This is a genomic window from Polaromonas sp. P1_E3, from assembly GCF_056405935.1.
In genome coordinates this window covers 1-23,370 of the sequence record NZ_JBFUBD010000003.1, presented here as the reverse complement: position 1 = coordinate 23,370, position 23,370 = coordinate 1, and the positions used below count along the sequence as shown (strand labels likewise).

21 protein-coding genes are annotated in these 23,370 nt (G+C 63.8%); 7 read left to right on the top strand and 14 right to left on the bottom strand.

Going from position 1 to position 23,370, the window contains the following annotated elements; translation table 11 throughout:
* Positions 1-89: 89 nt before the first annotated feature.
* A complete protein-coding gene (locus AC1D0Z_RS01205) occupies positions 90-1,541 on the bottom strand; it encodes a zinc-binding metallopeptidase family protein (RefSeq protein ID WP_477656424.1) in 1,452 nt (483 codons plus the stop codon).
* A 204-nt stretch (positions 1,542-1,745) separates the two neighbouring features.
* Between AC1D0Z_RS01205 and AC1D0Z_RS01200 the strand changes: the two genes are divergently transcribed.
* Genes AC1D0Z_RS01200 through AC1D0Z_RS01190 form a run of 3 tightly spaced genes read left to right on the top strand, consistent with a single transcriptional unit; the run spans position 1,746 to position 4,253 of the window.
* Positions 1,746-1,967: a 4-oxalocrotonate tautomerase gene (locus AC1D0Z_RS01200; protein WP_477656423.1), complete on the top strand. Its 222-nt coding sequence runs from the start codon at positions 1,746-1,748 to the stop codon at positions 1,965-1,967.
* Between the two features lie 14 nt (positions 1,968-1,981).
* Positions 1,982-3,457 (top strand): MFS transporter, encoded by a 1,476-nt coding sequence (locus AC1D0Z_RS01195; protein WP_477656422.1) that lies wholly within the window; start codon positions 1,982-1,984, stop codon positions 3,455-3,457.
* A gap of 1 nt (position 3,458) precedes the next feature.
* Entirely contained in the window at positions 3,459-4,253 is a 795-nt protein-coding gene (locus AC1D0Z_RS01190; RefSeq protein ID WP_477656421.1) for a class II glutamine amidotransferase, read from the top strand.
* Positions 4,254-4,299: 46 nt separating this feature from the next.
* Here the strand turns inward: AC1D0Z_RS01190 and gshB are convergent, their stop codons facing one another.
* Genes gshB through AC1D0Z_RS01175 form a run of 3 tightly spaced genes read right to left on the bottom strand, consistent with a single transcriptional unit; the run spans position 4,300 to position 7,563 of the window.
* A complete protein-coding gene (gshB, locus tag AC1D0Z_RS01185; protein WP_477656420.1) occupies positions 4,300-5,265 on the bottom strand; it encodes a glutathione synthase in 966 nt (321 codons plus the stop codon).
* Positions 5,262-6,509: a benzoate/H(+) symporter BenE family transporter gene (locus AC1D0Z_RS01180; protein ID WP_477656419.1), complete on the bottom strand. Its 1,248-nt coding sequence runs from the start codon at positions 6,507-6,509 to the stop codon at positions 5,262-5,264. Before AC1D0Z_RS01180 ends, gshB begins: the two co-directional genes overlap by 4 nt.
* A 55-nt stretch (positions 6,510-6,564) precedes the next feature.
* A complete protein-coding gene (locus tag AC1D0Z_RS01175; RefSeq protein WP_477656418.1) occupies positions 6,565-7,563 on the bottom strand; it encodes a LysR family transcriptional regulator in 999 nt (332 codons plus the stop codon).
* 166 nt (positions 7,564-7,729) lie between these two features.
* On the opposite strand from AC1D0Z_RS01175, the gene AC1D0Z_RS01170 reads away from it, so the two are divergent.
* Positions 7,730-9,181, top strand: coding sequence for an MFS transporter (locus AC1D0Z_RS01170; RefSeq protein ID WP_477656417.1), 1,452 nt, complete (start codon positions 7,730-7,732; stop codon positions 9,179-9,181).
* Here the strand turns inward: AC1D0Z_RS01170 and AC1D0Z_RS01165 are convergent.
* Both AC1D0Z_RS01165 and uvrA read right to left on the bottom strand, forming a co-directional pair.
* On the bottom strand, positions 9,171-10,100 hold the full coding sequence (locus tag AC1D0Z_RS01165; protein WP_477656416.1) for a DMT family transporter: 930 nt from the start codon (positions 10,098-10,100) through the stop codon (positions 9,171-9,173). The two genes, AC1D0Z_RS01170 and AC1D0Z_RS01165, sit on opposite strands and share 11 nt — an antisense overlap.
* A 56-nt stretch (positions 10,101-10,156) precedes the next feature.
* Complete coding sequence (gene uvrA / locus AC1D0Z_RS01160) at positions 10,157-13,195, bottom strand: excinuclease ABC subunit UvrA (RefSeq protein ID WP_477656415.1); 3,039 nt, start codon at positions 13,193-13,195, stop codon at positions 10,157-10,159.
* A 212-nt stretch (positions 13,196-13,407) separates the two neighbouring features.
* Here uvrA and AC1D0Z_RS01155 point away from each other — a divergent pair, with 212 nt between their 5' ends.
* A complete protein-coding gene (locus AC1D0Z_RS01155; protein ID WP_477656414.1) occupies positions 13,408-14,640 on the top strand; it encodes an MFS transporter in 1,233 nt (410 codons plus the stop codon).
* A gap of 54 nt (positions 14,641-14,694) precedes the next feature.
* Complete coding sequence (gene ssb, locus AC1D0Z_RS01150; protein WP_477656413.1) at positions 14,695-15,186, top strand: single-stranded DNA-binding protein; 492 nt, start codon at positions 14,695-14,697, stop codon at positions 15,184-15,186.
* Between the two features lie 76 nt (positions 15,187-15,262).
* Here the strand turns inward: ssb and AC1D0Z_RS01145 are convergent, their stop codons facing one another.
* The 3 genes from AC1D0Z_RS01145 to AC1D0Z_RS01135 all read right to left on the bottom strand — a co-directional run bounded on the left by AC1D0Z_RS01145 (position 15,263) and on the right by AC1D0Z_RS01135 (position 17,258).
* The gene (locus AC1D0Z_RS01145) at positions 15,263-15,652 is read right to left on the bottom strand and encodes a nuclear transport factor 2 family protein (protein WP_477656412.1); all 390 of its coding nucleotides are present in this window, start codon (positions 15,650-15,652) and stop codon (positions 15,263-15,265) included.
* A gap of 4 nt (positions 15,653-15,656) precedes the next feature.
* Positions 15,657-16,556: an MBL fold metallo-hydrolase gene (locus AC1D0Z_RS01140; RefSeq protein ID WP_477656411.1), complete on the bottom strand. Its 900-nt coding sequence runs from the start codon at positions 16,554-16,556 to the stop codon at positions 15,657-15,659.
* A 63-nt stretch (positions 16,557-16,619) separates the two neighbouring features.
* A complete protein-coding gene (locus AC1D0Z_RS01135; RefSeq protein ID WP_477656410.1) occupies positions 16,620-17,258 on the bottom strand; it encodes a DsbA family protein in 639 nt (212 codons plus the stop codon).
* A 96-nt stretch (positions 17,259-17,354) separates the two neighbouring features.
* Here AC1D0Z_RS01135 and AC1D0Z_RS01130 point away from each other — a divergent pair, with 96 nt between their 5' ends.
* Positions 17,355-18,314 carry a LysR family transcriptional regulator gene (locus AC1D0Z_RS01130; RefSeq protein WP_477656409.1) on the top strand — a complete coding sequence of 320 codons (960 nt, stop codon included), beginning with the start codon at positions 17,355-17,357 and terminating at the stop codon, positions 18,312-18,314.
* A 110-nt stretch (positions 18,315-18,424) separates the two neighbouring features.
* Here AC1D0Z_RS01130 and AC1D0Z_RS01125 read toward each other — a convergent pair whose 3' ends face one another.
* From AC1D0Z_RS01125 to AC1D0Z_RS01105, 5 genes are all read right to left on the bottom strand, one after another.
* Complete coding sequence (locus tag AC1D0Z_RS01125; RefSeq protein WP_477656408.1) at positions 18,425-18,886, bottom strand: universal stress protein; 462 nt, start codon at positions 18,884-18,886, stop codon at positions 18,425-18,427.
* 136 nt (positions 18,887-19,022) lie between these two features.
* Complete coding sequence (gene arcC, locus AC1D0Z_RS01120) at positions 19,023-19,976, bottom strand: carbamate kinase (RefSeq protein WP_477656407.1); 954 nt, start codon at positions 19,974-19,976, stop codon at positions 19,023-19,025.
* Entirely contained in the window at positions 19,973-20,971 is a 999-nt protein-coding gene (gene argF, locus AC1D0Z_RS01115) for an ornithine carbamoyltransferase (RefSeq protein ID WP_477656406.1), read from the bottom strand. Before argF ends, arcC begins: the two co-directional genes overlap by 4 nt.
* Before the next feature lie 41 nt (positions 20,972-21,012).
* Entirely contained in the window at positions 21,013-22,221 is a 1,209-nt protein-coding gene (locus AC1D0Z_RS01110; protein ID WP_477656405.1) for an arginine deiminase, read from the bottom strand.
* The coding region (locus tag AC1D0Z_RS01105) for a basic amino acid/polyamine antiporter (protein WP_477656404.1) at positions 22,221-23,370 on the bottom strand (1,150 nt) is incomplete at its 5' end. The genes AC1D0Z_RS01105 and AC1D0Z_RS01110, both read right to left, overlap by 1 nt.

Sequence of the window (23,370 nt, the reverse complement as noted above, 5' to 3'; positions counted from 1 at the left end):
TTTAACGCATGCCGATGCGCCGCAATTGCTATCAAATAAGGAGCTGCTTGCGCGCGTCAATATTGGGCTGTAGCCCGTTTCATCTGGAACTAGGGTTGTCCGCCGTTTTGCAGCGGCTGGGCGGCGGCATCTTCTGACACTGCCGTGTCATTTGCTGCGTCCGCATTCGCATCCGGGCTGGGCTCCTGCTGCTCCGGGCGGGGGTCTGTGGTTTGTGCCGGGGCTGCTTCTTCCAGCCAGCTTTTTGAGCTCACCAGCAAATGGATGAAATGCAGTTTTGCCACCACTTCGCGCGGCAGCACGAAAGGATAGAAGTCGGGCTGGCCCATGCTGCGAGACATCTCGTTGAGCATGGTGGTCAGGCGCGTCCAGTGGTTGAGGAAGGCCAGAAACTGTTCCGCGCCGGGATGCTCGGGCTGGTACAACGCATCGATCGTGAAGGGCGTGAACTCCAGGTCAAAGCGGTCGACACTGAGCCCGAAGCTGAGCGCCGTGTCGATCGCGTCGCGCATATGCAGGTAGTGCGCCCAACACTCGGCCCAGTCTTCCCAGGGGTGGGTGCTGGCATAGGCGCTGACAAAGTGCAGCTGCCAGTCGGCCGGCGGCCCTTCGTCGTAGTTGCGTTTGAGGCTGGCCGCATAGTCGGCCGACTCGTCGCCGAAGAGCGCATGGAAGCCCTCGAGCCAGGCCGTGCCATTGATCAGCCTGTCCCAGTAATAGTGGCCAATCTCATGGCGGAAATGGCCCAGCAAGGTGCGATACGGCTCGTGCATGGCCTTGCGCACGGCTTCCCGCTTGGCGTCATCGGCTTCGTCGATGTTGAGCGTGATCAGGCCGGTGTTATGACCGGTCATGACATGCGGGCCGTTCACCGGTGACCGCAGGAAATCGAACATGACACCGCGCTCCAGGTCTTCGCTGATGCGCGAGGCGACCGGCAGCTGCAGAAGGATCAATGACGAGACCAGCCGGCGCTTGGCCAGCTCGACGAGGCCCCACAAGTAGCCGTTGTCCGGCTGGGCCGGATCCGTCAGGTCGGGGATGGTGCGGTTCAGCCGGCAGGCGCGGCACATATCCTGCGGATCCTGCGCTGCAATCAGCCAGTTGCAGGACGCTGGGGTGGACAGGTTCAGGCAGCGCTTGTAAAGCCGTGCTCCCCTTCTTTCCGTTTCGCCGTTTTTGCCCGAATCCTCCGTAGGCGCGTCGGCGGCTTCCTGCGCCTCCTCGGCACGGGCGTTGGCGTGCGGCACATCGTCGGCCGATTCCTGGCCGGGAATCTCTTCAAGAGACGGGGGTTGCGGATTGTCCGGCGGAGCGACGGCCGGCGCGCCAGAGGCTTGCCACTCTTGCCACGTGTCCGGCTGGGGGCCCGGCATCAACGGCAGCAGCAGGCCCTGCTCACAGTCGTAACCGAGCGGCGTACCGCACACCAGGCATTTGCTGTTGCGGAAAAAAACCGGTTGACCACACTGGCAGTGGTAGTTGCGCCCAGCCAGAAGAGGCAGGGGCTGCTCGGTCGGGCTTGAAAAAGGGGAAGCCAAGGAATGCCTGACAAAAACGCGACTGTGAAAGAACTGGACATGGGGCGCTGCAGCCGGATAGCAGCACAGTGAAGTGTCCCATGCATGCGCGGCATGTGGTGTCCCGTGCGGCTTGCGCGCCTGTCAGCGATCGCTGACACCGCTTGACAGCCAACCGCGCGATGCCCCCTGTGGACCCTGCCCTCCTGATTGCTTTTATCATCCATGTATCCCAACCACACGCCAAAGGACACCATGCCCACCTACCACGTTGAAATGATGGAAGGCCGAACCATCGAACAGAAGAAGAAGCTGGTGGAAGCCATCACCCGCGTGAGTGTCGAGATCCTGGGCGGCCAGCCTGATTCCGTAGACATTCTGATTACCGACATCAAGCGCGAAAACTGGGCCACGGGCGGCAAGCTCTGGTCCGAACCGAGAGACTGAGCCGGACGCCCTGCATGACCGCTTCCCTTGCCAGCCTGCAGGCGCGCCACGGACCGCGCTACCGCTGGCTGCTGCTGCTGTCGGTCATGATCGGCACGATGGCCTCCATCATGTCGTCGACCATCGTCAATGTGGCGATTCCCGACATGAGCCACCATTTCACCCTGGGGCAGGAGCGCGCGCAATGGGTGAGTTCGGGTTTCATGGTGGCCATGACGGTTTCCATGCTGACGACACCCTGGCTGCTCGGGCGCTACGGTTATCGCCGTACCTACGTGGGCACCATGCTGCTGTTGGCGGCCGGCGGCGTGGTCGGCGGGTTGTCCAACCATTTCAGCCTGGTGCTTGGCGCGCGCGTGGCCGAAGGGCTGGCGGCGGGCGTTGTGCAGCCGATTCCCGCGATCATCATCATGCGCGCTTTCGGGCCGCATGAGCAGGGACGGGCCAGCGGCCTTTTCGGCATGGGCGTGGTGCTGGCCCCGGCGCTGGGGCCCAGCATAGGCGGCGTGCTGGTAGACCTGTTCGGCTGGCGTTCCATCTTCTTCATGGTGATACCGCTGTGCCTGGTTTCACTGTGGATGGCGTACCGCTATGTGCCGGATTCCGCACCCGGCGGCGTGGCAGCCAACCGCAACGGCGCCATGATCGACTGGCGCGGCCTGCTGCTGGGCGGGGTGGGCACGCTGTGCCTGCTCAACGGCATGGTGGAACTGCACGGTGCGGACCGCATGCAGGCCCTGGTGCTGCTGGGCGCCGCCCTCGCCGCGCTGGCGGCATTTATCTGGTGGCAGCACCGGCTCGCCGCCACCGGCGGTGCGCCGCTGATGAACCTGGCCCTCTTCGGCTACCGCCCGTTTGCCATGGGCAGCATCGTGGCTTTTATTTATGGCACCGCCCTGTTTGGGTCCACCTACCTGCTGCCGGTTTACCTGCAACTGGGGCTGAACCTGTCGGCCTCGCACGTCGGCACTATTTTGCTGCCCGCCGGGCTGGTGCTGGCCGCCACCATTGCAGGCGTGGGCCGGCTGGCCGACAAACACCCGACGTGGCTGCTGGTCAGCACAGGACTGGCGCTGCTGGCGGCCTCGTTCGCGCTGATGCTCACGGTAAGCCTGGCGTCCGGACTCTGGATGCTCGTGATGTGGGCCACGCTGGGGCGTATCGGGCTGGGATTTATCCTGCCTTCACTCAACCTGGGCTCGTTGCGGCCACTGCATGAGCATTTGCTGTCGCAGGGCGCAAGCGCCATCAATTTCCTGCGCATGCTGGGCGGTGCCATCGGCGTGAGCCTTTGCGGCATTGTGCTGGAGTGGCGGCTGGCTGCCCACGGCGACTCACTGGCCAACGCCACCAGCAGCCCGGCACGGCTGGCCGCCTTCAACGAGGCCTTCCTGATGCTGGCCGCGCTTTGCCTTCTGGCCATGGTCGCGGCATGGCAATTGCGCGCTTCTCCCCTTGATCCACTCGCCAACAAGCCGGAAGCCAGCTGATATGTGCCAACTGCTTGGAATGAATTGCAACGCCCCTACGGACGTGACCTTCAGCTTTCGGGGCTTCGCGCAGCGCGGCGGCCACACCGACCACCATGCCGACGGCTGGGGTATCGCGTTCTTTGAAGGGGATGACAGCGTGGCCGATGGCAGCGACCGTGGCCTGCGCCACTTCGTCGACCACCAGCCGGCCTGCAGTTCTCCGGTGGCTGAATTGATCAGCCGCTACCCGATCAAAAGCCGCAACGTCATCTCGCATATCCGCAAGGCCACGCAGGGCCGTGTGGCGCTGGAGAACTGCCACCCCTTTGTGCGCGAACTCTGGGGACGCTACTGGGTGTTTGCGCACAACGGCGACCTGAAGGACTTTGCGCCCCGCCTGCACGGCAGTTTCCGGCCCGTCGGCACCACCGACAGTGAGCGCGCTTTTTGCTGGATCATGCAGGAGCTGGCCAAGTCACACGCAGGGGTTCCCAGCGTGCAGGAGCTGAGCATCACGCTGCGCGAACTGGCGGCGCACATCGCCACCCACGGCACTTTCAACTTCTTGCTCAGCAACGGCCAGGCGTTGTGGGCACACGCTTCCACCAACCTGTATTACGTGGAGCGCAAGCACCCTTTTGCGCATGCGACGCTGAGCGACGAGGACGTGAGCGTGAACTTTGCCGAACACACCAAACCCACCGACCGTGTTGCCGTGGTGGTGACGGCTCCACTCACCACCAACGAAGCCTGGACGGCATTTGCGCCCGGGGAGCTCAAGGTGTTTGAAGGCGGCGCGCTCATCGCTGCCTGACAGCGGCCGAGCATCCCTGCCGCTCCGGCGCGGTGCGGGGTCCAGGCTAGGCTCTTGAGGCGACGAGCGCCGCTTCCAGCGCATCAATGAACATGGCCGCCACGTCAAAGCCGGCCTGGTCGTGGATTTCCTGAAAGCAGGTCGGACTGGTGACGTTGATCTCGGTCACGTAGTCACCGATCACATCGACACCTGCGAGCAACAGGCCGCGTGCCGCCAGCACCGGGCCCAGCGCTTCGGCGATTTCGAAATCGCGCTTTGACAGCGGCTGGGCAACCCCCAGGCCGCCGGCCGCCAGGTTGCCGCGCACCTCGCTGCCCTGGGGGATGCGCGCCAGGCTGAAGGGAACCGGCTTGCCGCCGATGATCAACACGCGCTTGTCGCCCTTGACGATTTCGGGCAAAAACTTCTGCACCATGACGCTTTGCGCGCCGCCCTGGTTCAGTGTCTCGGTGATGCTGCCCAGGTTCAGGCCGTCTTCCTTGACCCGGAAGATACCCATGCCGCCCATGCCATCCAGCGGCTTGAGGATGATGTCCTTGTGCTCGGCATGAAAACGCTTGATGTCGGCGGCGCTGCGCGTGACCAGCGTCGGGCCGCTGAATTGGGCAAATTCGAGGATGGCGAGCTTTTCAGGGTGGTCGCGCAACGCACGCGGCTTGTTGAAGACCCTGGCGCCTTCGCGCTCGGCCTGCTCCAGCAAATGGGTGCTGTAGAAGTATTCGCTGTCAAAAGGCGGGTCCTTGCGCATGACCACCGCATCAAAACCTGCAATGGCTTCGCGGCCGTCGGGCCGCGCAGCATCAGCCGTGAACCAGGCACCCGCGTCGCCCGTCAGCGTGATGTGGCGCACCTGGGCCGTGACTTTCGCGCCGGTCTGCCAGGCCATGTTGGCCGGCTCGCAGGCGCTGATGCGGTGTCCGCGCCGCTGCGCTTCGCGCATCATGGCAAACGTGGTGTCCTTGTAAATCTTGAATGATTCAAGCGGATCGGCGACAAAAAGAAGGTTCATGGTGTGGAGCGTGTCCCTGGGTTTTGCGCGGCCCCGGAACGGGCCTCGCGGCGCTGCTGGCCGTATTGTTGTACAAAGAGCGCCATCGCGCCCGCGACGACGCCCCAAAAGGCCGAGCCCACACCGGCTATTACGACGCCCGACAAGGTAACAAGAAAAGTGATAAGGGCCGCCTCCCGATGGGGCTCATCTTTCATCGCCGTGGCAAGCCCGTTGCCGATGGTGCCCAGCAGTGCCAGGCCGGCAATAGCCAACACCAGCTCTTTCGGGAAGGCCGTGAGCAAGCCGGTAATCGCCGCTCCGAAGGTGCCGATCACGATATAGAGGGCGCCGCAGCAGACGGCCGCGGTGTAGCGTTTGGCCGGGTCTTCGTGCGCTTCCCTGCCCATGCAGATGGCTGCCGTCATGGCGCTCAGGTTGAGGGCGAATGCACCGAACGGCGCCAGGACCAGCGTGGCCAGGCCGCTCAGCGTGATGACCTTGGACACGGGGATACCGCCGTCCAGGCTGTCGGGCCCGTAGCCGGCAGCATGGATGGCCGCCACGCCCGGCAGGTTTTGCGAGGCCATGGTCACCACAAACAGCGGAATGGCCAGGCTGACGGTGGCGGCCAGTGTGAACTCCGGCATCACAAAGACGGGCGCTGCCAGCGAAAAAGCAACTCCTGACCAGGCAAGTTGCCCGCGCGCGGCGGCAAAGACAACAGCCCCGACCAGCGTCAACACCACGGCATAACGCGGCATCAGGCGTTTGCCCAGCAAATAGACCGACAGCATCAACAGCACCAAAGGCAAAGCCGTTTGCGCTGCGGCAAAGGCCTGAATGCCAAAGCGCGCGAGCACGCCCGCCAGCAAGGCCGAGGCAATGGCCACGGGAATGCGGTTCATGAGCTTTTCAAACCAGCCGGTAACGCCAAACAGCGTGATGAGCGCCGCGCTGACCATAAACGCGGCAACCGCCTCTCCCATGGAGAACCCGCCGGCCAGCCCCGCAGCGGCCAGCACCGCCGCACCCGGTGTTGACCAGGCCACCATCACCGGTTTCTTCAGCCATAGCGACGGCACAACAGAGCACACACCCATGCCGATGCCTAGTGCCCACATCCACGAGGCAATCTCCGCAGGGGTGGCGTTGAACGCAAGGGCTGCCTGAAAAACAATGGCAACTGAACTGGTAAAGCCGACCAGGACAGAGACGAAGCCTGCGGTGAAGGCTGCGAGGTTAAGGTCTTTGAAAAATTGCATTCGGAGGATTTTGGCAGGGTTGGCCACGCCCCGATGCTTGAGGCCATCTCTCCTGTTATGTGCGGCGCTTTTCCGCAACCGTGTTTTCTGCGAGTAGGTTTGCTTCGTCCACGTGCTTCTTGCCGAGGCTTGCCGGTGCGGGCATCGAATGACGGGGATCGGAGCTTCCCGCACAAATGTCCCGGACACAACCCCGAAGCCACCGATGCCCCGGATCCGCATCCAGCCGCGGGTGCCAGAGCATCGACACAGTGATCTCCGGTGTGCTGACAGGCAGCGCAAAACTGTGCATTCCGGCACGCAGGTTGCCGGTGTGCCGCTCGGGAACCGTGGCGATCAGGTCTGAGGCCCGGGCAAGGGCCAGGGCTGCCGCGAAGCCGCCGACGATGGTGGCGATCTCCCTCTCCAGTCCGAAAGGGCGCAAGGCTTCATCCACCGGTCCCTTGCCCAGGCCTCGCCGCGACACATCGATGTGCCTGCCGGCGGCGTAGCGGGCGGAGGTGATATCGCCTTCGCCCAGCGGATGCCCCCTGCGTACGACGCCGACAAAACGGTCACGGAACAAGGCCTGCACGCGCAGTTCCGGTGCAGCCGCCTGTCCCACCACGCCAGTTTCCAGGTCAACGAGCCCGTCGCGAAGTGGTGCGCTGTCCTTGTCCAGCTTCTGCACAAAGCACAGGCGCACGCCGGGCGCTTCCCTCGCGACACGCGCAATGAGGTCCGGGCCGAAGTTCTCCACAAAACCTTCGCGCGTGCGCAGCGTGAAGGTCCGGACCAGCTGCTTGAGCCTGAGCCTTTTGGCAGGCCGCAACACGGCTTGTGCCTCCTGTACAAGCTGGCTGACCCGTTCGCGCAGTTCGGTGGCCCGCGGTGTGGGAACGAGGCCGCGGCCTGCCCTGACCAGCAACGGGTCGCCCGTCGTTTCGCGCAGCCGCGCCAGCGCCCGGCTCATCGCAGACGGGCTCAGCCGCAGGCGCCGTGCCGCGCCCGCCACGCTGCCTTCGGCGAGCAGTACATCCAGGGTGACAAGCAGGTTGAAATCGGGGGTAGCCATGCATCGACCTTACCGCAATTTGACGGTGACATGGCGTTAAACGCATTCATAAAGTGCAAATGGTGCGTCTTCCGCCATGACAGGCAAAGAACTACGCTTCAGACAGCTCCATACAGGGTGCTGCCCCTCTCCGCCAAAACCGACCGACCCTTTCTCTGGACCCATCTTGACCACTTCCCACATACCTACGCACTTGCCCGGAAAAGCCGACGCCGCTCCGGCGCCGTCCCCATCTGTGCGGTGGGTGCTCGCCAGCCTCTCGCTATCGATGCTGCTGTCCTCGCTTGGCACCAGCAGCGCCAATGTAGGCTTGCCGACACTGGCACAGGCATTCAACGCGTCCTTTCAGCAAGTGCAATGGGTCGTCCTCGCTTACCTGCTTTCCATCACCGCCCTGATCGTCGGTGCCGGACGGCTGGGAGACCTCGTAGGCCGCAAGCGCCTGTTGCTCGGCGGCATCCTCCTGTTTTCGGTGGGATCCGTTCTGTGCGGTATCGCGCCGGCGCTCTGGCTGCTGATCACCGCCCGTGCGGTGCAGGGCCTGGGGGCGGCCGTGATGATGGCGCTCACCATGGCGTTTGTGGGCGAGGCAGTGCCAAAGGCCAGGACTGGCAGCGCCATGGGGCTGCTCGGAACGATGTCCGCGGTCGGCACCGCGCTGGGGCCTTCGCTGGGCGGGGCCCTGATTGCCGTGTCGGGCTGGCGTGCGATTTTCCTGGTCAATGTGCCGCTGGGTATCCTGGCTTTTGCCCTGTCCTGGCGCTACCTTCCCGTTGACCTCAAGAAGCCGGAAATGATTCGTCCGCGCTTTGACTATCTGGGCACGTTGCTGCTGGCCCTGACACTCGCGGCTTATGCTCTTGCCATGACCATGGGGCGCGGCAATTTCGGTCTGTTCAATGTGGCGCTGCTGGCAGCGGCTGCGCTGGGCACCGGCCTCTTTGCGTTGGTCGAGTCGAAAGCGAAGTCCCCTTTGGTCCGGCTCGCGGTGTTCCGCAATCCCGGTTTGCGCGCCAGCCTCCTGATGAACTCGCTCGTTGCGACGGTCATGATGGCGACGCTGGTGGTCGGGCCGTTCTACCTGTCCCGTGCGCTCGGGCTCAACGCAGCGCTGGTGGGCATCGTCATGTCGGTCGGTCCCGTGATTTCCGCATTGAGTGGCGTTCCGGCCGGCCGCATGGTGGACCGCCTGGGTGCGCCGTTCATGGCCCTCGCGGGACTGATCGCCGTGGCCGCCGGCGCAGGGGCGCTGGCCGTGCTTCCGGCCGTGTTCGGTGTTGCGGGCTACCTGGTTGCCCTCTTTATCCTGACCCCGGGCTATCAGCTGTTCCAGGCCGCCAACAACACGGCTGTCATGACGGACATCTCTTCGGACGAGCGCGGGGTCATTTCCGGCATGCTCAACCTCTCGCGCAATCTGGGGCTCATGACAGGTGCCTCCGCGATGGGCGCCGTGTTCGCGTTCGCATCGGCGGCCACCGACGTCACGGCGGCGAGTGCCGGGGCCGTCGCTACCGGCATGCAGGCCACGTTCGCGGTTGCGGCGGTGCTGGCTGCCATTGCGATCGTCCTCGCCGCCAGGGGCTGCGTGCGCGAAAAATCCAGGCTCAGCCGGTAACTTTCTCCTCTTTTGTCACCAGCCAGATCCCGTAACAAACCAGCAACAAGGCCAGGCCGTTTTTCCACTCCAGGAAGCGCTCATCCAGAAACACCGCCGACAGCAGTGTCCCAAAAATCGGCACCATGAAATTGAACACCGTGATCATGCTCACGCGGTTGTACTTCAGCAAGATCGTCCATAGCGAAAATGCTGCGGAAGACAGCACCACAAGGTAAATCATCAGCAAGGTGGACTGAAGCGTGAAACCGGTCAAGGTTCCGCCGGTGGCAACACCGATAAGCAGCAGGGCCAGGCCGCCAATGGCCAGCTGCCAGCCCGTCAGCACCACCGAGTCCACACGCTGTGACACTTTTTTGCCATAGATGCTGGCGGCCGACAGCACAAAGGCTGCGATCACCACAAAGCCTTCTCCGAGCAGCGTGAAGTCAAACGTCAGCAGGCCTTCACTGAAGTTCACCACCATCACGCCGGCAAAACCCACCACGCAGCCCAGCACCTTGTTGAAACTGAGCCGGTCGTTCTTGTAGATGTAGTGCGCCAGCAGCACGCTGAAGAAGGTGCCCGTTGCATTCATGATCGAGCTCTTCACGCCGGTGGCGTACGCCAGGCCGATGTAGAAGAACACGTACTGCAGGCTCGTCTGCGTAAGTCCCACCAGCGTCACCTGTCCGAAGGTGCGGCGGTCCAGCTGGAACACCGGCTTCTTGCTGATGACCGCAAACACTAGCAGCACCAGGCCGGCAAAAATAAAGCGCCAGCCAGCAAACACCAGCTTGGAGGGAATATCGTTGGCGGCAATATGAAACAGCGCATAGCCGTTCTTGATGGCCGGGTAGGCGCTGCCCCAGAGCAGGCAGCACAGTGAGGCCAGCAGGAAAACCACTTTGCGCTGGGTGAAAAAGGTGGAGCTGTTCAAAACCGAGTTTCTCGAAAAAAATGGCGCCCCGCGCGGTGGGCACCTTGACGCGGCGATCAGAGCAGGCGTGCGAGGTAGCGCCCGGTGTGGCTGGCTGGGTTGACCGCGATGTCTTCGGGCGTACCCACGCCTACTACCGTGCCGCCACCCGCGCCGCCTTCCGGACCCATGTCGATCAGCCAGTCGGCCGTCTTGATGACGTCCAGGTTGTGCTCGATCACCACAATCGTGTTGCCTGCATCGCGCAGCTGGTGCAGGACCTTGAGCAGCAGGTCGATGTCGGCAAAGTGCAGGCCGGTCGTCGGTTCATCGAGGATGTACAGCGTACGGCCGGTGTCGCGTTTGCTCAATTCCAGTGCAAGCTTCACGCGCTGCGCTTCGCCACCCGAAAGCGTGGTCGCGGCCTGGCCCAGCTTGATATAGGACAGGCCCACGTCAAGCAGAGTGTGCAGTTTGCGGGCAATCGTGGGCACGGCCTTAAAGAACTCGGCGGCTACCTCGACGGTCAGGTCCAGGATCTGCGCGATGTTTTTGCCCTTGTACTGCACTTCAAGCGTTTCGCGGTTGTAGCGCATGCCTTTGCAGACATCGCAGGGCACATACACGTCGGGAAGGAAGTGCATCTCGACCTTGACGACGCCGTCGCCCTGGCAGGCTTCGCAACGGCCGCCGGCCACATTGAAGCTGAAGCGGCCGGCGCCATAGCCGCGCTCGCGCGCCGTGTTCATCTCAGCCATCAGCTCGCGGATGGGTGTGAACAGGCCGGTATAGGTCGCCGGGTTGCTGCGCGGCGTGCGGCCGATGGGCGACTGGTCAACATTGATGACCTTGTCGAAATGCTCGATGCCTTCAATCGCTTCGTGTGGCGCGGGCTCTTCATGGGCGCGGTACAGCGTGCGCGCCACGGCGGTGTATAGCGTGTCGTTGACCAGTGTCGATTTGCCGGAGCCCGATACCCCGGTCACGCAGGTCAGCAGCCCCACCGGGAATTCCACGCTCACGCCTTTGAGGTTATGGCCGGTGGCGTTGATCACGCGCAACGCCTGCATGTCGCCCAGCGTGGCCTGATGAATGGCTTCACGCGCGGCACGGCGTTCTGCGGCCGGGCTTTGCGGAAAGCGTGAGGCTTTTTTCTTCTCAGCCGTTTCCACGGCCTTCACCGTCGGCAGCCAGGGTGTGCGGCGTTTGGGAACGGCGATCTTCAAGGTCTGCGCGAGGTATTTGCCCGTCAGTGAATCGGGGTGGTTCTTCACCTCGTCAAAGGTGCCCTGGGCCATCACGCGCCCGCCGTGGATGCCGGCGCCCGGCCCCATGTCGATCACATGGTCGGCCGCGCGGATCATGTCCTCGTCGTGCTCGACCACCAGCACGCTGTTGCCGATGTCGCGCAAATGCTTGAGCGTGCCGATCAGGCGGTCGTTGTCTCGCTGGTGCAGGCCAATGCTGGGCTCGTCGAGCACATACATCACGCCCGTCAGGCCGGAGCCGATCTGCGAGGCCAGGCGGATGCGCTGGGATTCGCCGCCTGACAGTGTCTCGGCGCTGCGGTCCAGGCTGAGGTAATTGAGGCCCACGTCGTTGAGGAATTTCAGGCGCAGGCCGATTTCACGCACCACCTTGGCCGCAATTTCGGCCTTGGCGCCCTGCATTTTCAGCGCGTTGAAGTACTCGAAGCTTTCACGCAGTGTGGAATGGCTGATTTCATAAATCGCCTTGCGCTGGGGCTGGTTGCCGCCGCGCACTGATGCATCGCTGGCGTCTTCGGGCGCGCTGACCAGGTACACGTGGCGCGCCTCGGTGCGCAGGCGCGTTCCTTCGCAGTCAGGACAGGGCTGTACGCTGCGGTAGCGGGCCAGCTCCTCGCGCACGGCGGCGGAGTCGGTTTCGCGGTAACGCCGTTCAAAGTTAGTGATGACGCCTTCGAACGGATGCTTCTTCGCGATCTTCTTTCCGGCGAAATTGCCCGAGTCCATCACATAGCTGAACTTGATTTCTTCCTCGCCCGAGCCATACAGAACCACTTGCCGCACGTTGTCGGGCAGGTTTTCAAAGGCGGCGTCGATGTCGAATTTGTAGTGCTTTGCCAGGCTCTCCAGCATTGAGAAGTAGTAGCCATTGCGGCGGTCCCAACCCTTGACCGCGCCACTCGCCAGGCTCAGCGATGGGAAAGCCACCACGCGTGCCGGGTCGAAAAATTCCATGTGGCCCAGGCCGTCACAGGTGGGGCAGGCGCCGACGGGCGAATTGAACGAGAAGAGCCGCGGCTCCATTTCGCTCAGGGAATAGTCACAGACCGGGCAGGAAAACTTCGCGCTGAAGAGATGCTCTTTGCCGGTGTCCATTTCCATGGCAATCGCCTTGCCGTCGGCCAGCCGCAGCGCCGCTTCAAAGCTTTCGGCCAGGCGCTGCTGCAGGTCCGCGCGCACCTTGATGCGGTCAATTACCACATCGACATTGTGTTTTTCGGTTTTCTTCAGCTTGGGCAGATCGTCGTATTCATACGCCGTGCCGTCAACGCGAAAGCGCACATAGCCTTGCGACTGCATCTCTGCAAACACGTCGACGAATTCGCCCTTGCGGTCGCGCGCCACCGGCGCCAGGATCATCAGCTTGGTGTCTTCCGGCAGCGCCAGCGCCGTGTCGACCATCTCGCTGACGCTTTGGGCCTGCAGCGGCAGGTCGTGGTTCGGGCAATAGGGCGTGCCGGCCCGCGCGAACAGCAGGCGCAGGTAATCGTGGATTTCAGTAACAGTGCCCACGGTGGAACGCGGGTTGTGCGAGGTCGCTTTTTGCTCGATGGAAATCGCGGGCGACAGGCCTTCGATCATGTCAACGTCGGGCTTGTCCATCAGCTGCAAAAACTGGCGGGCGTAGGTGGAAAGGCTTTCGACGTAGCGGCGTTGGCCTTCGGCATACAGCGTGTCAAAGGCGAGAGACGACTTGCCCGAACCGCTCAGCCCGGTGATCACCACCAGCTGGTTACGCGGAATATCGAGATCGATATTTTTGAGGTTGTGCGTGCGCGCCCCCCGGATGCTGATCCGCTGAGCCGCAAGCGCTTTGGCAAGGTATTTGCTGTCGTCAGGAGAGTTCAAGATGTGCCAGCCGCAAAACTCTCCATCATAGTCCGAAGCACCGTTTCAAGCACAATAGCCGGTTAGGCAAGCCGGGTGCGGCCGGGGCTGGCCGAGCCCAAGTCGGTCAATCCCGGGTTATTGCCCTGTTTTGGAGCTTTTTTAGCTGTTTTGGCCGTTTTCCCCCTTTTTAACTTCCCTTGACTGCGCCTAAAGCCCCCATGTCGTTCCCCATGACCGCTACCGAGCGGCGCGCCAGCGCTTCGCTGGCTTCAATCTTTGCGCTGCGCATGCTCGGCCTCTTTTTGGTGCTGCCAGTGTTTGCGCTGGAGGCGGCCAAATATCCGGGGGGCGACGATCCAGCACGCATCGGTTTGGCCATGGGCATTTACGGACTTACGCAGGGGCTGTTGCAGATCCCCTTCGGCATCGCTTCCGACTGGTGGGGCCGAAAACCGGTGATCATTTCCGGCCTGCTTTTATTTGCCCTGGGCAGTTTTATCGCAGTCTGGGCCCCCGATCTGAACTGGCTGGTCGCTGGCCGCGCGCTGCAGGGCGCAGGCGCCATTTCGGCCGCTGTCACCGCGCTGCTGGCCGATTCCACGCGCGATGAGGTGCGCACCAAAGCCATGGCGCTGGTGGGCGGCAGCATCGCGCTGATGTTCGCGCTCTCGCTGCTCGTCGCGCCGTTGCTCGCGGCCTATATCGGCCTGCACGGCCTGTTCGCCCTGACCGGCGCGCTGGCCCTGGCCGGCATCGCGGTGGTCGCCTGGTGGGTGCCGCCCGAGCCGTTGGAACATGCGAGCCGCCCTCGCGGCAGCCTGCCCGAAGTCCTGAAAGACCCCGCCTTGCTGCGGCTGGATTTCGGGGTGTTCGTGCTGCATGCGGTGCAACTGGCCATGTGGGTGGCGATTCCGGCGCTGCTGGTGACTGCCGGACTGGACAAGGCCGGCCACTGGCAGGTCTACCTGCCGGCGGTGCTGGCCTCATTTGTCGTGATGGGCGCGGTGCTGTTCCCGCTGGAGCGCCGCGGCTACCTGCGGGCGGTGTTCCTGGGTGCCGTGGTCCTGATCCTTGTGGTGCAGCTGGGGCTGCTGTGGGTGGCCTCATCGGGCCCGGTGCCGCACGGCCTGGGCGCACTGGCCGCCTTGCTGTTCCTGTTTTTCTGTGGTTTCAACGTGCTGGAGGCCACCCAGCCCAGCCTGGCCTCCCGGCTCGCGCCGGCGCATGCGCGCGGCGCGGCCCTGGGGGTGTACAACACCCTGCAATCGCTGGGGTTTTTTGCCGGCGGGGCCGTCGGCGGCTGGGTCACCAAAATGCACGGTGCCCCAGGGCTTTTTGGGGTGTGCGGCGCCCTGATGCTGGCCTGGCTCCTGGTGGCCTGGCCCATGCGGGCACCCGGGCGGCAGGCGACTGCGGCCGTCCCGGGTGGCGATGCTTTGCCGGGCCGGCCAGTTAAACTGTGAGTTATTCATAAATAGCAGGGCCCCGCTCTGTAGATCAGCTCAGGAGAACCCTTCATGGCATCCGTCAATAAAGTCATCGTCGTCGGCAACTTGGGCCGCGACCCCGAAATGCGCAGCTTCCCGAGCGGCGACCAGGTCGCCAATGTCACCATCGCCACCACCGACAAGTGGAAGGACAAGCAGACCGGTGAAATGAAGGAGGCCACCGAGTGGCACCGCGTGGTGTTCAATGGCCGCCTGGCGGAAATCGTCGGCCAGTACCTGCGCAAGGGCTCGCAGGTCTATGTCGAAGGCAGCCTGCGCACGCGCAAGTGGACCGACAAGGATGGCCAGGAAAAGTACACCACCGAAATCCGCGCCGACCAGATGCAGATGCTCGGCAGCCGCCAGGGCATGGGCGGCCCCGGCAGTGACGACGGTGGCGGTTACGAAGCGCCGCGCCAGTCCGCACCTGCGGCACGCCCGCAAGCCGCTGCACCGCGGCCCGCCCCTGCAGCCAAGGCCGCCAGCGGCTTTGACGACATGGACGACGATATCCCGTTCTAAATACGGGAAGTCTTGGTCGATAGCGGCCCGCTCTTCGCAAGGAGAGTGGGCTTTTTGTTTGCAGGCGTCCGGATTGTCAGCTCATCGCCTGACGGACAAGCAGCGTATCTGTGAACTGCTCAAAGGCCACGACCTTTCCGTCCTGCAGGTGCCAGACGTGGGCCACACGGGCCTGCATGGCTTTGCCCGTGGCGCGGTAAGTGCCGTAGTAGCTTCCCATACCGATGATGTGGTCGCCGGCGTCGATGAGGCTTTGCAGTTCGAAGCGATAGCCGATCCAGTCCCGGCCCAGCACGGCAAAGACGTTGTCGACAACCGCTTGCGGCCCGACCCAGGTGCCCGCGCAGGGGAAGCCCGCCATCTCGGTCCAGCGCACCTGCGGTGAAACATGGGCCATCATTTCGTCGATGTTTCCCTGGCCCGACGCCGTGTAGTGGGCACGGACGATGTCGAGATTCGACATCATGGCTTCAGCCCCACTTCATCTCGCCTTTGGCGACCTTGGCGCCGATTTGCAGCGCCACGCCCATGCCGGCGTTCGGGTAACGCTTGGTCATCGCCGCGATGAGGGCGGCGCTGTCCGCGGCCTTGGCCAGCTCTTCCTCGAAAGCCACAAGATAGTCGCGGGTGTATTTGATCGCGCTTGCATCCACCGCCGCCGTGACCGCCATGTGGCCGGGGACGACCACGGCGGGTTTGCGCGCGGCCATGGCGTCAAGCGCCTTCACCCATGCGGCACGGCCTTCGGCGCCCTGCGTGTCGGCGGTCCATACGTGAACGCCGGAGAACAGCAGCACGCCGCCGAAGATGGCGTTCAGCGAAGGCACCCAGATGTAGCGTCGGTTGGCGAGGCCGGCGGCGTCGGCGATCTCGAGGGTCTGGCCTTCCAGGGTGAGGCTACGGCCGTCAAAGGCTTCGGGCATCACGATGTCCGCCAGCGCCTGCGGACCGTTTTCCTTGAGCTGCGGGCCCCAGGTGGCCAGTTTCTTTTCCACGTTGCCCTTGATGGCCGCGATCGTGGCCGGTGCCGCGATCACCTTGGCTTCGGGAAACGCCGCCTTGATGGGCGCCAGGCTGAAGTAGTAGTCAGGATCACTCTGGCTGATGTAGATGGTCGTGAGCTTTTTCCCGGTGGCCTTGATGGCTTCGGCCAGCGCCTTGCCGTCGGGAAGCGTGAAGCCCCCGTCGATCAGGACGGCTTCACGCTCGCCGGAGATCAGTACCGGGGCACGGAAGAATCCGTGCTCGCCGGCGGGGAAATGTTTCCAGGTCAGGTTGGTATTGGCAGCCATAGCGCTTTTCACTCCTAGGATGGCCGTCGCGACAGCCGCGCCGGCTACAGTTTTGATTGCTTCTCTTCGTGTTGTCATGGTTTTTCTTCCTAGCGGTTAATTCAAAAGGGATGCGGAGATGGGCAGGGGCTGCGGCCGGTATCAGGCAGCTTCCAGTTCGCCGACCAGCGCGCGCGGGTTGGAATAAAAATCGGCGTGGTTCACGACCCAGCGCCGGGCGCCCGATTCGACCACCAGGGTGGGCACGCCACGCGCGCTGAACTCCTGCATCAAGGCCCGAGCGCGATCCATGCGGGTCTGGTTGGCCGCGAGTAAATCTTCATCGTGCTGCGCCACCCTTGCGGCGGCCTGTTCGAGGCCGAGCCCGCGCAGGACGCCGGCCAGTGTTGCCAATGAGGTCGTGTCCTTGCCGTCCACGTAGCGCGCACTCTGTATTGCCTTGAGGGCTTCCAGTTCCCTGGTCGGCGCTGTCAATGACACGGCAGTCAGCGCCACCGTGGCGGGGCCGCTGTCAAACAGCCGCTGGCGATCTCCGAGAACCCGCTCCCGATACTGCTCGGTGAAACGTTGTCCCGTCAGGCGCTCGATGCGCTGGTCGTTGGACCAGGCATAGGCGGCGAACTCACCGGTCATGGGCCGTGCGCCCCCGCCAGCGAACAGCCCGGTGGGCAGCAATTCGATATGGACAGCGGGAACTTCGCGCAATGCCGAGAGTGCCGGTATGGCGCCGTAGCACCAGCCGCACAGCGGGTCGAACAGGTAATGGAGGGTCGTGGTCATGAGGTCTTCTTGGTGTTCTGTTGTGGTTTTGCTCACTGGCTTTGATCGTAGGCACTATGCATTGACTGTTAAAGACGTATCTGATAAACACAATGTATGCTTAAAGTAAACAATCAAGATGAAGGCGGCCTCGGGGGGCTGGGAAACCTGAGGCGCCTGGCCTACTTCGCGGCGGTAGTGGAAACTGGCTCCTTCACTGCGGCGGCGGACCGTCTGGGGATCACCAAGGCGGTGGTCAGCCAGCAGGTTGCCCGGCTGGAGCGCGAATTCCGGACATCGCTGCTCGTCCGCACCACACGCAAGGTGCAGCCCACCGAACAGGGCCAGGCCTTCTACCTGCGCTGCGCGCTGATCCTGCGCGAAGCCGGAGATGCTTTCGACGACCTGGCTGAAACCTCGGCGGAGCCTTCCGGCATGCTGCGGCTCACCGCGCCTTTCGACTATGGTGTCGGCGTGGTGGTGCCGGCCATCGCCGCCTTTACCCGGCGCTATCCTGCGTGCAAGGTCGATGCCGCCCTTACCGACCAGACGCTGGACCTCATGTCGGGCAACATCGAACTGGCGATCCGTGTCGGCTGGCTCGCGGAAACCAGCCTGCAGGCGCGAAAAATCGGTTCTTTCCGGCAACTGCTCGTGGCGTCGCCGACCATGAAGCCCCAAGTGGCGCGGTTGACCGGCCCGCAAGACATCGCCGGCCTTCCCTTCATCGCCAACACCGCGCTTCGCGACCACCTGACGTGGAGTTTCTCGCTCAACGAGGGAGAGCGCCAGGCCGTGAGCGTGCAGGCCTCGATTTTTCTCGACGCCACGCTTGCCGTGCGCGAAGCCGTGTTCCAGGGCGCGGGGCTTTCGGTGCTGCCGGACTATGCGGTAGCGGGTGATCTTGCGGCCGGCCGTCTCATCCAGGTGCTGCCACAGTGGCATCTGCCTTCGGGCGGTATCCACGCGGTTTTTCCGGCTGCGCGCTTTCGACCCGCGAAGGTCCGTGCCTTTGTCGACTTGCTGGCAGACAGGGAACAACAACGGCAGGCCATCAGCGCGTCAAATGAAAGCTGACGCCCGGCCTGGCGCGTGGTCGACCTGGCGACGATACCCCGCTCCGAGGATTTGCTATTATTTTGATAGCTACTCGCGCACGTTAGTCATGCCCTGCAGCTATTTTTCGTTTAAACCTGCGCCGAAGGTGAGTCGCGGACGACCAGGACAGGCACCGGCGCCAGCCTCAGGATCTGTTCGGCGCCACTGCCCAGCAGCACCCGCCCCAGGCCGCGCCGGCCGTGGGAGCCGACCACAATGAGATCGGCATTCCAGAGCCTGGCCGCCTCGGCCACCGACTCTCCCAGGCGTTTGCCCGGCTCATCGCAAAGTACCTGGCTTGCCGTGACGCCGGCTGACCCGGCGATGGCCGTGGCGTCCGTCAGGACCTTGGCGCCGCTTTCGCGCATCATGCCAACCAGATCGGCCGACCAGGTGCCATAGGGGTCGACTCCACCCAGGTAGGCTGCCTCATTGAAGGCGTGCAGCAGCCGTACGCTGGCGCTGGTCTCGCGCGCCATCGCCAGACCGGCGACAAGGGCCTTGTTGGAGGTGTCGCTGCCATCCACGGGAATCAGGATTCGCTTGAACATGGTCAATGCCTCATGTGAGTTGAAACGTTATCCATGGTGGCTTTTTTTTGGAGCCGCATGTTGATGCGGGTCAAATGTGGACAGATTCGTGGCGGACGGCAGGGCTTCCAGCCGCAGTCAATCGATTTGCTGCGTTTCACGCACTGGCCGCAATAACCGGGTCCTGGCCCGCGGTGTCTCCGTGGGGGCTGACCTCGGTACCGGCGCGGCCCGCCAGCATCTCCTCGATCTGGGCCAGTGAGCCTATCAGCGCCTTCTTGCCGGTCTTTGACACAAAGCCGGTAGCAGCCTGCACTTTGGGGCCCATGGAGCCTGCGGGGAAGCTATGGCTCAGCAGTTCCTCCGGCCTCACCTTGCCAACGGCGCGCTGCGACGGCGTTCCCCAATCAAGATAGACCGCATCCACGTCAGTGGCAATCACCAGGCAGTCGGCCCCCAGTTCCTGCGCGAGCAGGGCGCCCGTCAGGTCCTTGTCGATCACGGCGTCGATGCCTTGAAGAGAACGCCCGTCGGCAGCGCGCACCACCGGGATGCCGCCACCACCCGCCGCGATCACCACCGCCTCATGCTGCAGCAGCCAGCGGATCGGGTCCATGCCCAGCACACATGTTGGGAGAGGCGAAGCCACGACGCGCCTGAAGCCTGCCCCGTCCGGCGCAACATGCCAGTGCATGGCTTGTTCAAGCCGTTCGCCTTCCTCCTTCGTATAAACAGGCCCTATGGGTTTGTTGGGCCTCCCGAAAGCCGGGTCGGCCGGATCGGCTTCCACGCGCGTGAGCAGGGTGACCACGGGGCGCCGGGGTGGAAGGTGGTTGGCAAGTTCCTGCTCCAGCAGGTAGCCGATCATGCCTTCGGTTTGTGCGCCCAGGATATCGAGTGGATAGGGCGCCACTGCCGCGTAGGCCGAGTTCTGCAGGGCCAGCAGGCCTATTTGCGGCCCGTTGCCGTGCGTCACCACCAATTCATGCTGCAGTGCGACGCGGGCCAATTGGGCCGCCACGCCCTGGATGTTTTCCAGCAGGTGCTGCGCGCTGAGTGACTGGCCCCGGCGCAGCAAGGCATTGCCGCCCAGCGCCACGACCAGCTTCATGCGAGGGTGGCCACGAGCACGGCCTTGATGGTGTGCATACGGTTTTCCGCCTGCGTAAACACAATGGACGCATCGGACTCGAAGACCTCATCGGTCACTTCGATTTCGCGGAGCCCATAGCGCTCGTGGATTTGGCGCCCCACCTCGGTATCCAAGTTGTGAAAGGCCGGCAGGCAATGCATGAAGCGGGTCCTCGGCTTGCCGGTGGCCTTCATCAGGGCGCTGTTGACCTGGAAGGGCAGCAGTTGCTCGATGCGCAGTTTCCAGGTGTCGTCGGGCTCACCCATGGACACCCAGACGTCGGTGTAGAGAAAGTCCGCGCCCTTGACCGCTTCGGTTGGATCGTTGCTGAGGGTGATGCGCGCGCCTGTTGTCCTTGCCAGTTCGCGCATTTCGCTCACCAGCGCGGGCGGTGGCATCAGCGCGGAGGGTGCGGCGATACGAACGTCCATGCCCATCTGCGTGCCGCCCACCAGCAGCGAGCAACCCATGTTGAAGCGGGCGTCGCCCAGGTAGCAAAAGGACAGTTCGTGCAGCGGCTTTTCGCCGAACTCCTGCATCGTCAGCAGGTCTGCCAGCACCTGGGTCGGGTGCGACTCATCCGTGAGCCCGTTCCAGACGGGGACGTGCGAGAAACGCGCGATTTCTTCCACCACCGTCTGGTGAAAACCCCGGTACTCAATGCCGTCGTACAGCCTGCCAAGTACGCGAGCCGTATCCTTGAGAGACTCCTTGTGCCCCAGCTGTGAGCTGACCGGGTCGATGTAGGTCACGTGGCCGCCCTGGTCGTGCACGGCGACTTCGAAGGCGCAGCGCGTGCGGGTGGAGGCTTTCTCGAAAATCAGCGCGATGTTTTTCCCCCTCAGGCGGGCGAGTTCATTGCCCGCGTATTTGGAGCGCTTGAGCTCGGCGGCCAGGTCCAGCAGGAAACGGATGTCCCGCGGGGAGAAATCCTTGAGGTCCAGCAGGCTGCGGTTGTGAAGGTTGAAGCTCATGAATGGCCGTCTTTCGTGGATGCCTCAATGGCGGGAAAGGATCAGGCCGCGTCGCGCTCAATCGGGCAGGACATGCAGTGGCTGCCGCCGCGGCCGCGCCCCAGCTCACCGCTGGGGATGGTGATGACTTCGACGCCGGCCTTGCGCAGCAAGGTGTTGGTGTGGGTATTGCGGTTGTAGGCCATGACCACGCCGGGCGACAGTGCCAGCACGTTGTTGCCGTCGTCCCACTGTTCGCGCTCGGCTTCATAGGCATTGCCGCCGGTGGCGACAACGCGCAGTTTCGCAATGCCCAGCGCCTGGGCGAGCACGTCAAGAAAGGGTCCGGTTTCCGCCCTGACGTCCAGTGCACCAAGTGCATCGCCGGGTCTGAGGCTGAACACGCGCACGGCCTGCACGATCTCCGGGAACACCGTCACTAGGTCGCGGTCGCAAAAAGTCAGCACCGTGTCCAGGTGCATGGCCCCGCGCGACTTGGGCAGCTGGGCGGCCAGCACCCGGGTCGCCGCGCCGCGGGCAAACAGGCTGCGCGCCAGCTGGCTCACGGCCTGCGGCGAGGTCCGCTCGCCCATGCCGACCAGCACCAGCCCATTGCCCAGGGGCATCACATCGCCGCCTTCGAGCGAGGCCTGCGCGTGCGGCTGGCCGGGGTCGCCCCACCACTCGGCGACCTTGCCGGCGAACGCTGGGTGAAAACGGTAGACGGCCGCCATGAGCAGGGTTTCCTGCCGGCGTGCGGGCCAGTACATGGCGCCCAGCACCACGCCGTCGCCTATCCAGCAACTGCTGTCGCGCGTGAACAGCGTATTGGGAAGGGCGGGCAACAGCAGGTCGGAGGCGCTTGCGCATGCGGCCGTGAGACCCGGTAGCTTGAAGGGCAGGTCCGCCGGTGTCAGCCCCCCAATCAGGAATTCGGCCAGGCGGGCGGACGGCAGTTCTTGCAGCCAGGGCCGCAGCACGGCAGCGGCCTGCAGGTCGATGCCGGTCAGCTTGCGGTCCAGCAGCCAGTCGCGCACCGCCGGGTCGCTGACCGTGACCGCGAGAAGGTCGTGCAGTTCCAGCACTTCCACGCCTTGCTCCGTCATGGCGCTGGTGAATGCATAGTGATCGTTTTTGGCTTGCGCGACCCACATCACGTCATCGAACAGCATGCCCTGGCAGTTCGCGGGTGTCAGGCGCATGTGCGCCAGTCCCGGCTTGCAGACCAGCACCTTGCGCAGTCGGCCCGTTTCCGAATGAACGCCGGCCATCACAGGCTCAGCTGGCCGGCGGCGAGCATCCAGCCGGCCACTGCCGCGAGCGCGAGCAGCGCCGCGAGCATGGCTTTTTCGCCTGCGCTGACGGCGTGCTTGCCGGCCTGCTGTTTGGCGAAGAAGTACAGCGCCGCGCCGGGGGCGTAGAGCAGGGCGCTCAGCAGCAGGTATTTGGTGCCGGCGGCATACAGCAGCCAGAGGCAGTACACCGACGCGAGCGCGGCCACTGGCAGGTCCAGCGACCCGCCGGCGGTGGCTTCCCCCGTTGGGCCCTCGCCGCGCAGCAGCACCTTCAGGCCGTAAAGCGCGCTGAACAGGTAAGGCAGCAAAATCATCGCGGTCGACAGCGAGATCAGCGCCAGGTAGGAGGCCTTGGATACCAGCGTGACGATGAGGAAAACCTGCACCATGGCGCTGCTCAGCCACAAGGCGTTGGCCGGCACGCCCTTGCCGCTCTGGCGACCCAGCCACGCAGGCATCACGCCGCTGTTGGCCGGCGTGAAGAGCGACTCGGCGGCCAGCAGCGTCCAGGCCAGGAAGCCGCCGCCCACGGAAACGATAAGCCCTATATAGATGAGCACCGCGCCCCAGGTGCCGACGGCTTTCTCCAGCACGCCCGCCATGGAGGGGTTTTTCAGCCCGGCCAGTTCCGGTTGCGTGAAGATGCCCAAGGACAGTAGCGAGACCGCCATCAGCAGTGCCAGGCAGATCGAGAAACCAATTACCGTGGCCTTGCCGACGTCCTTGCGCTGCCGCGCGCGCGCTGAATAGACGCTGGCGCCCTCGATGCCGATAAAGACCCACACCGTCACCAGCATGGTGCTCCTGACCTGGTCGAGCACCGAGCCGAGTTTGGCGCCGCCCCAGAAGTCCAGGCTGAAGGTGGACGTCTGGAAAGCGGCCGCGGCCAGGATGATGAACAGCAGCAAGGGGATGACCTTGGCGACTGTGACAATCGCGTTGACCCAGGCGGCGGTGTTGATGCCGCGCAGCACCAGCGCATGGACTACCCACAGCACCACCGAAGCGCAGGCAATAGCCGCAGGGGTGTTGCCCTCGCCAAACGCCGGGAAGAAATAACCCAGTGCGCCGAAAGCGGCCACCAGGTAACCGACGTTGCCGATCCAGGCGCTGATCCAGTAACCC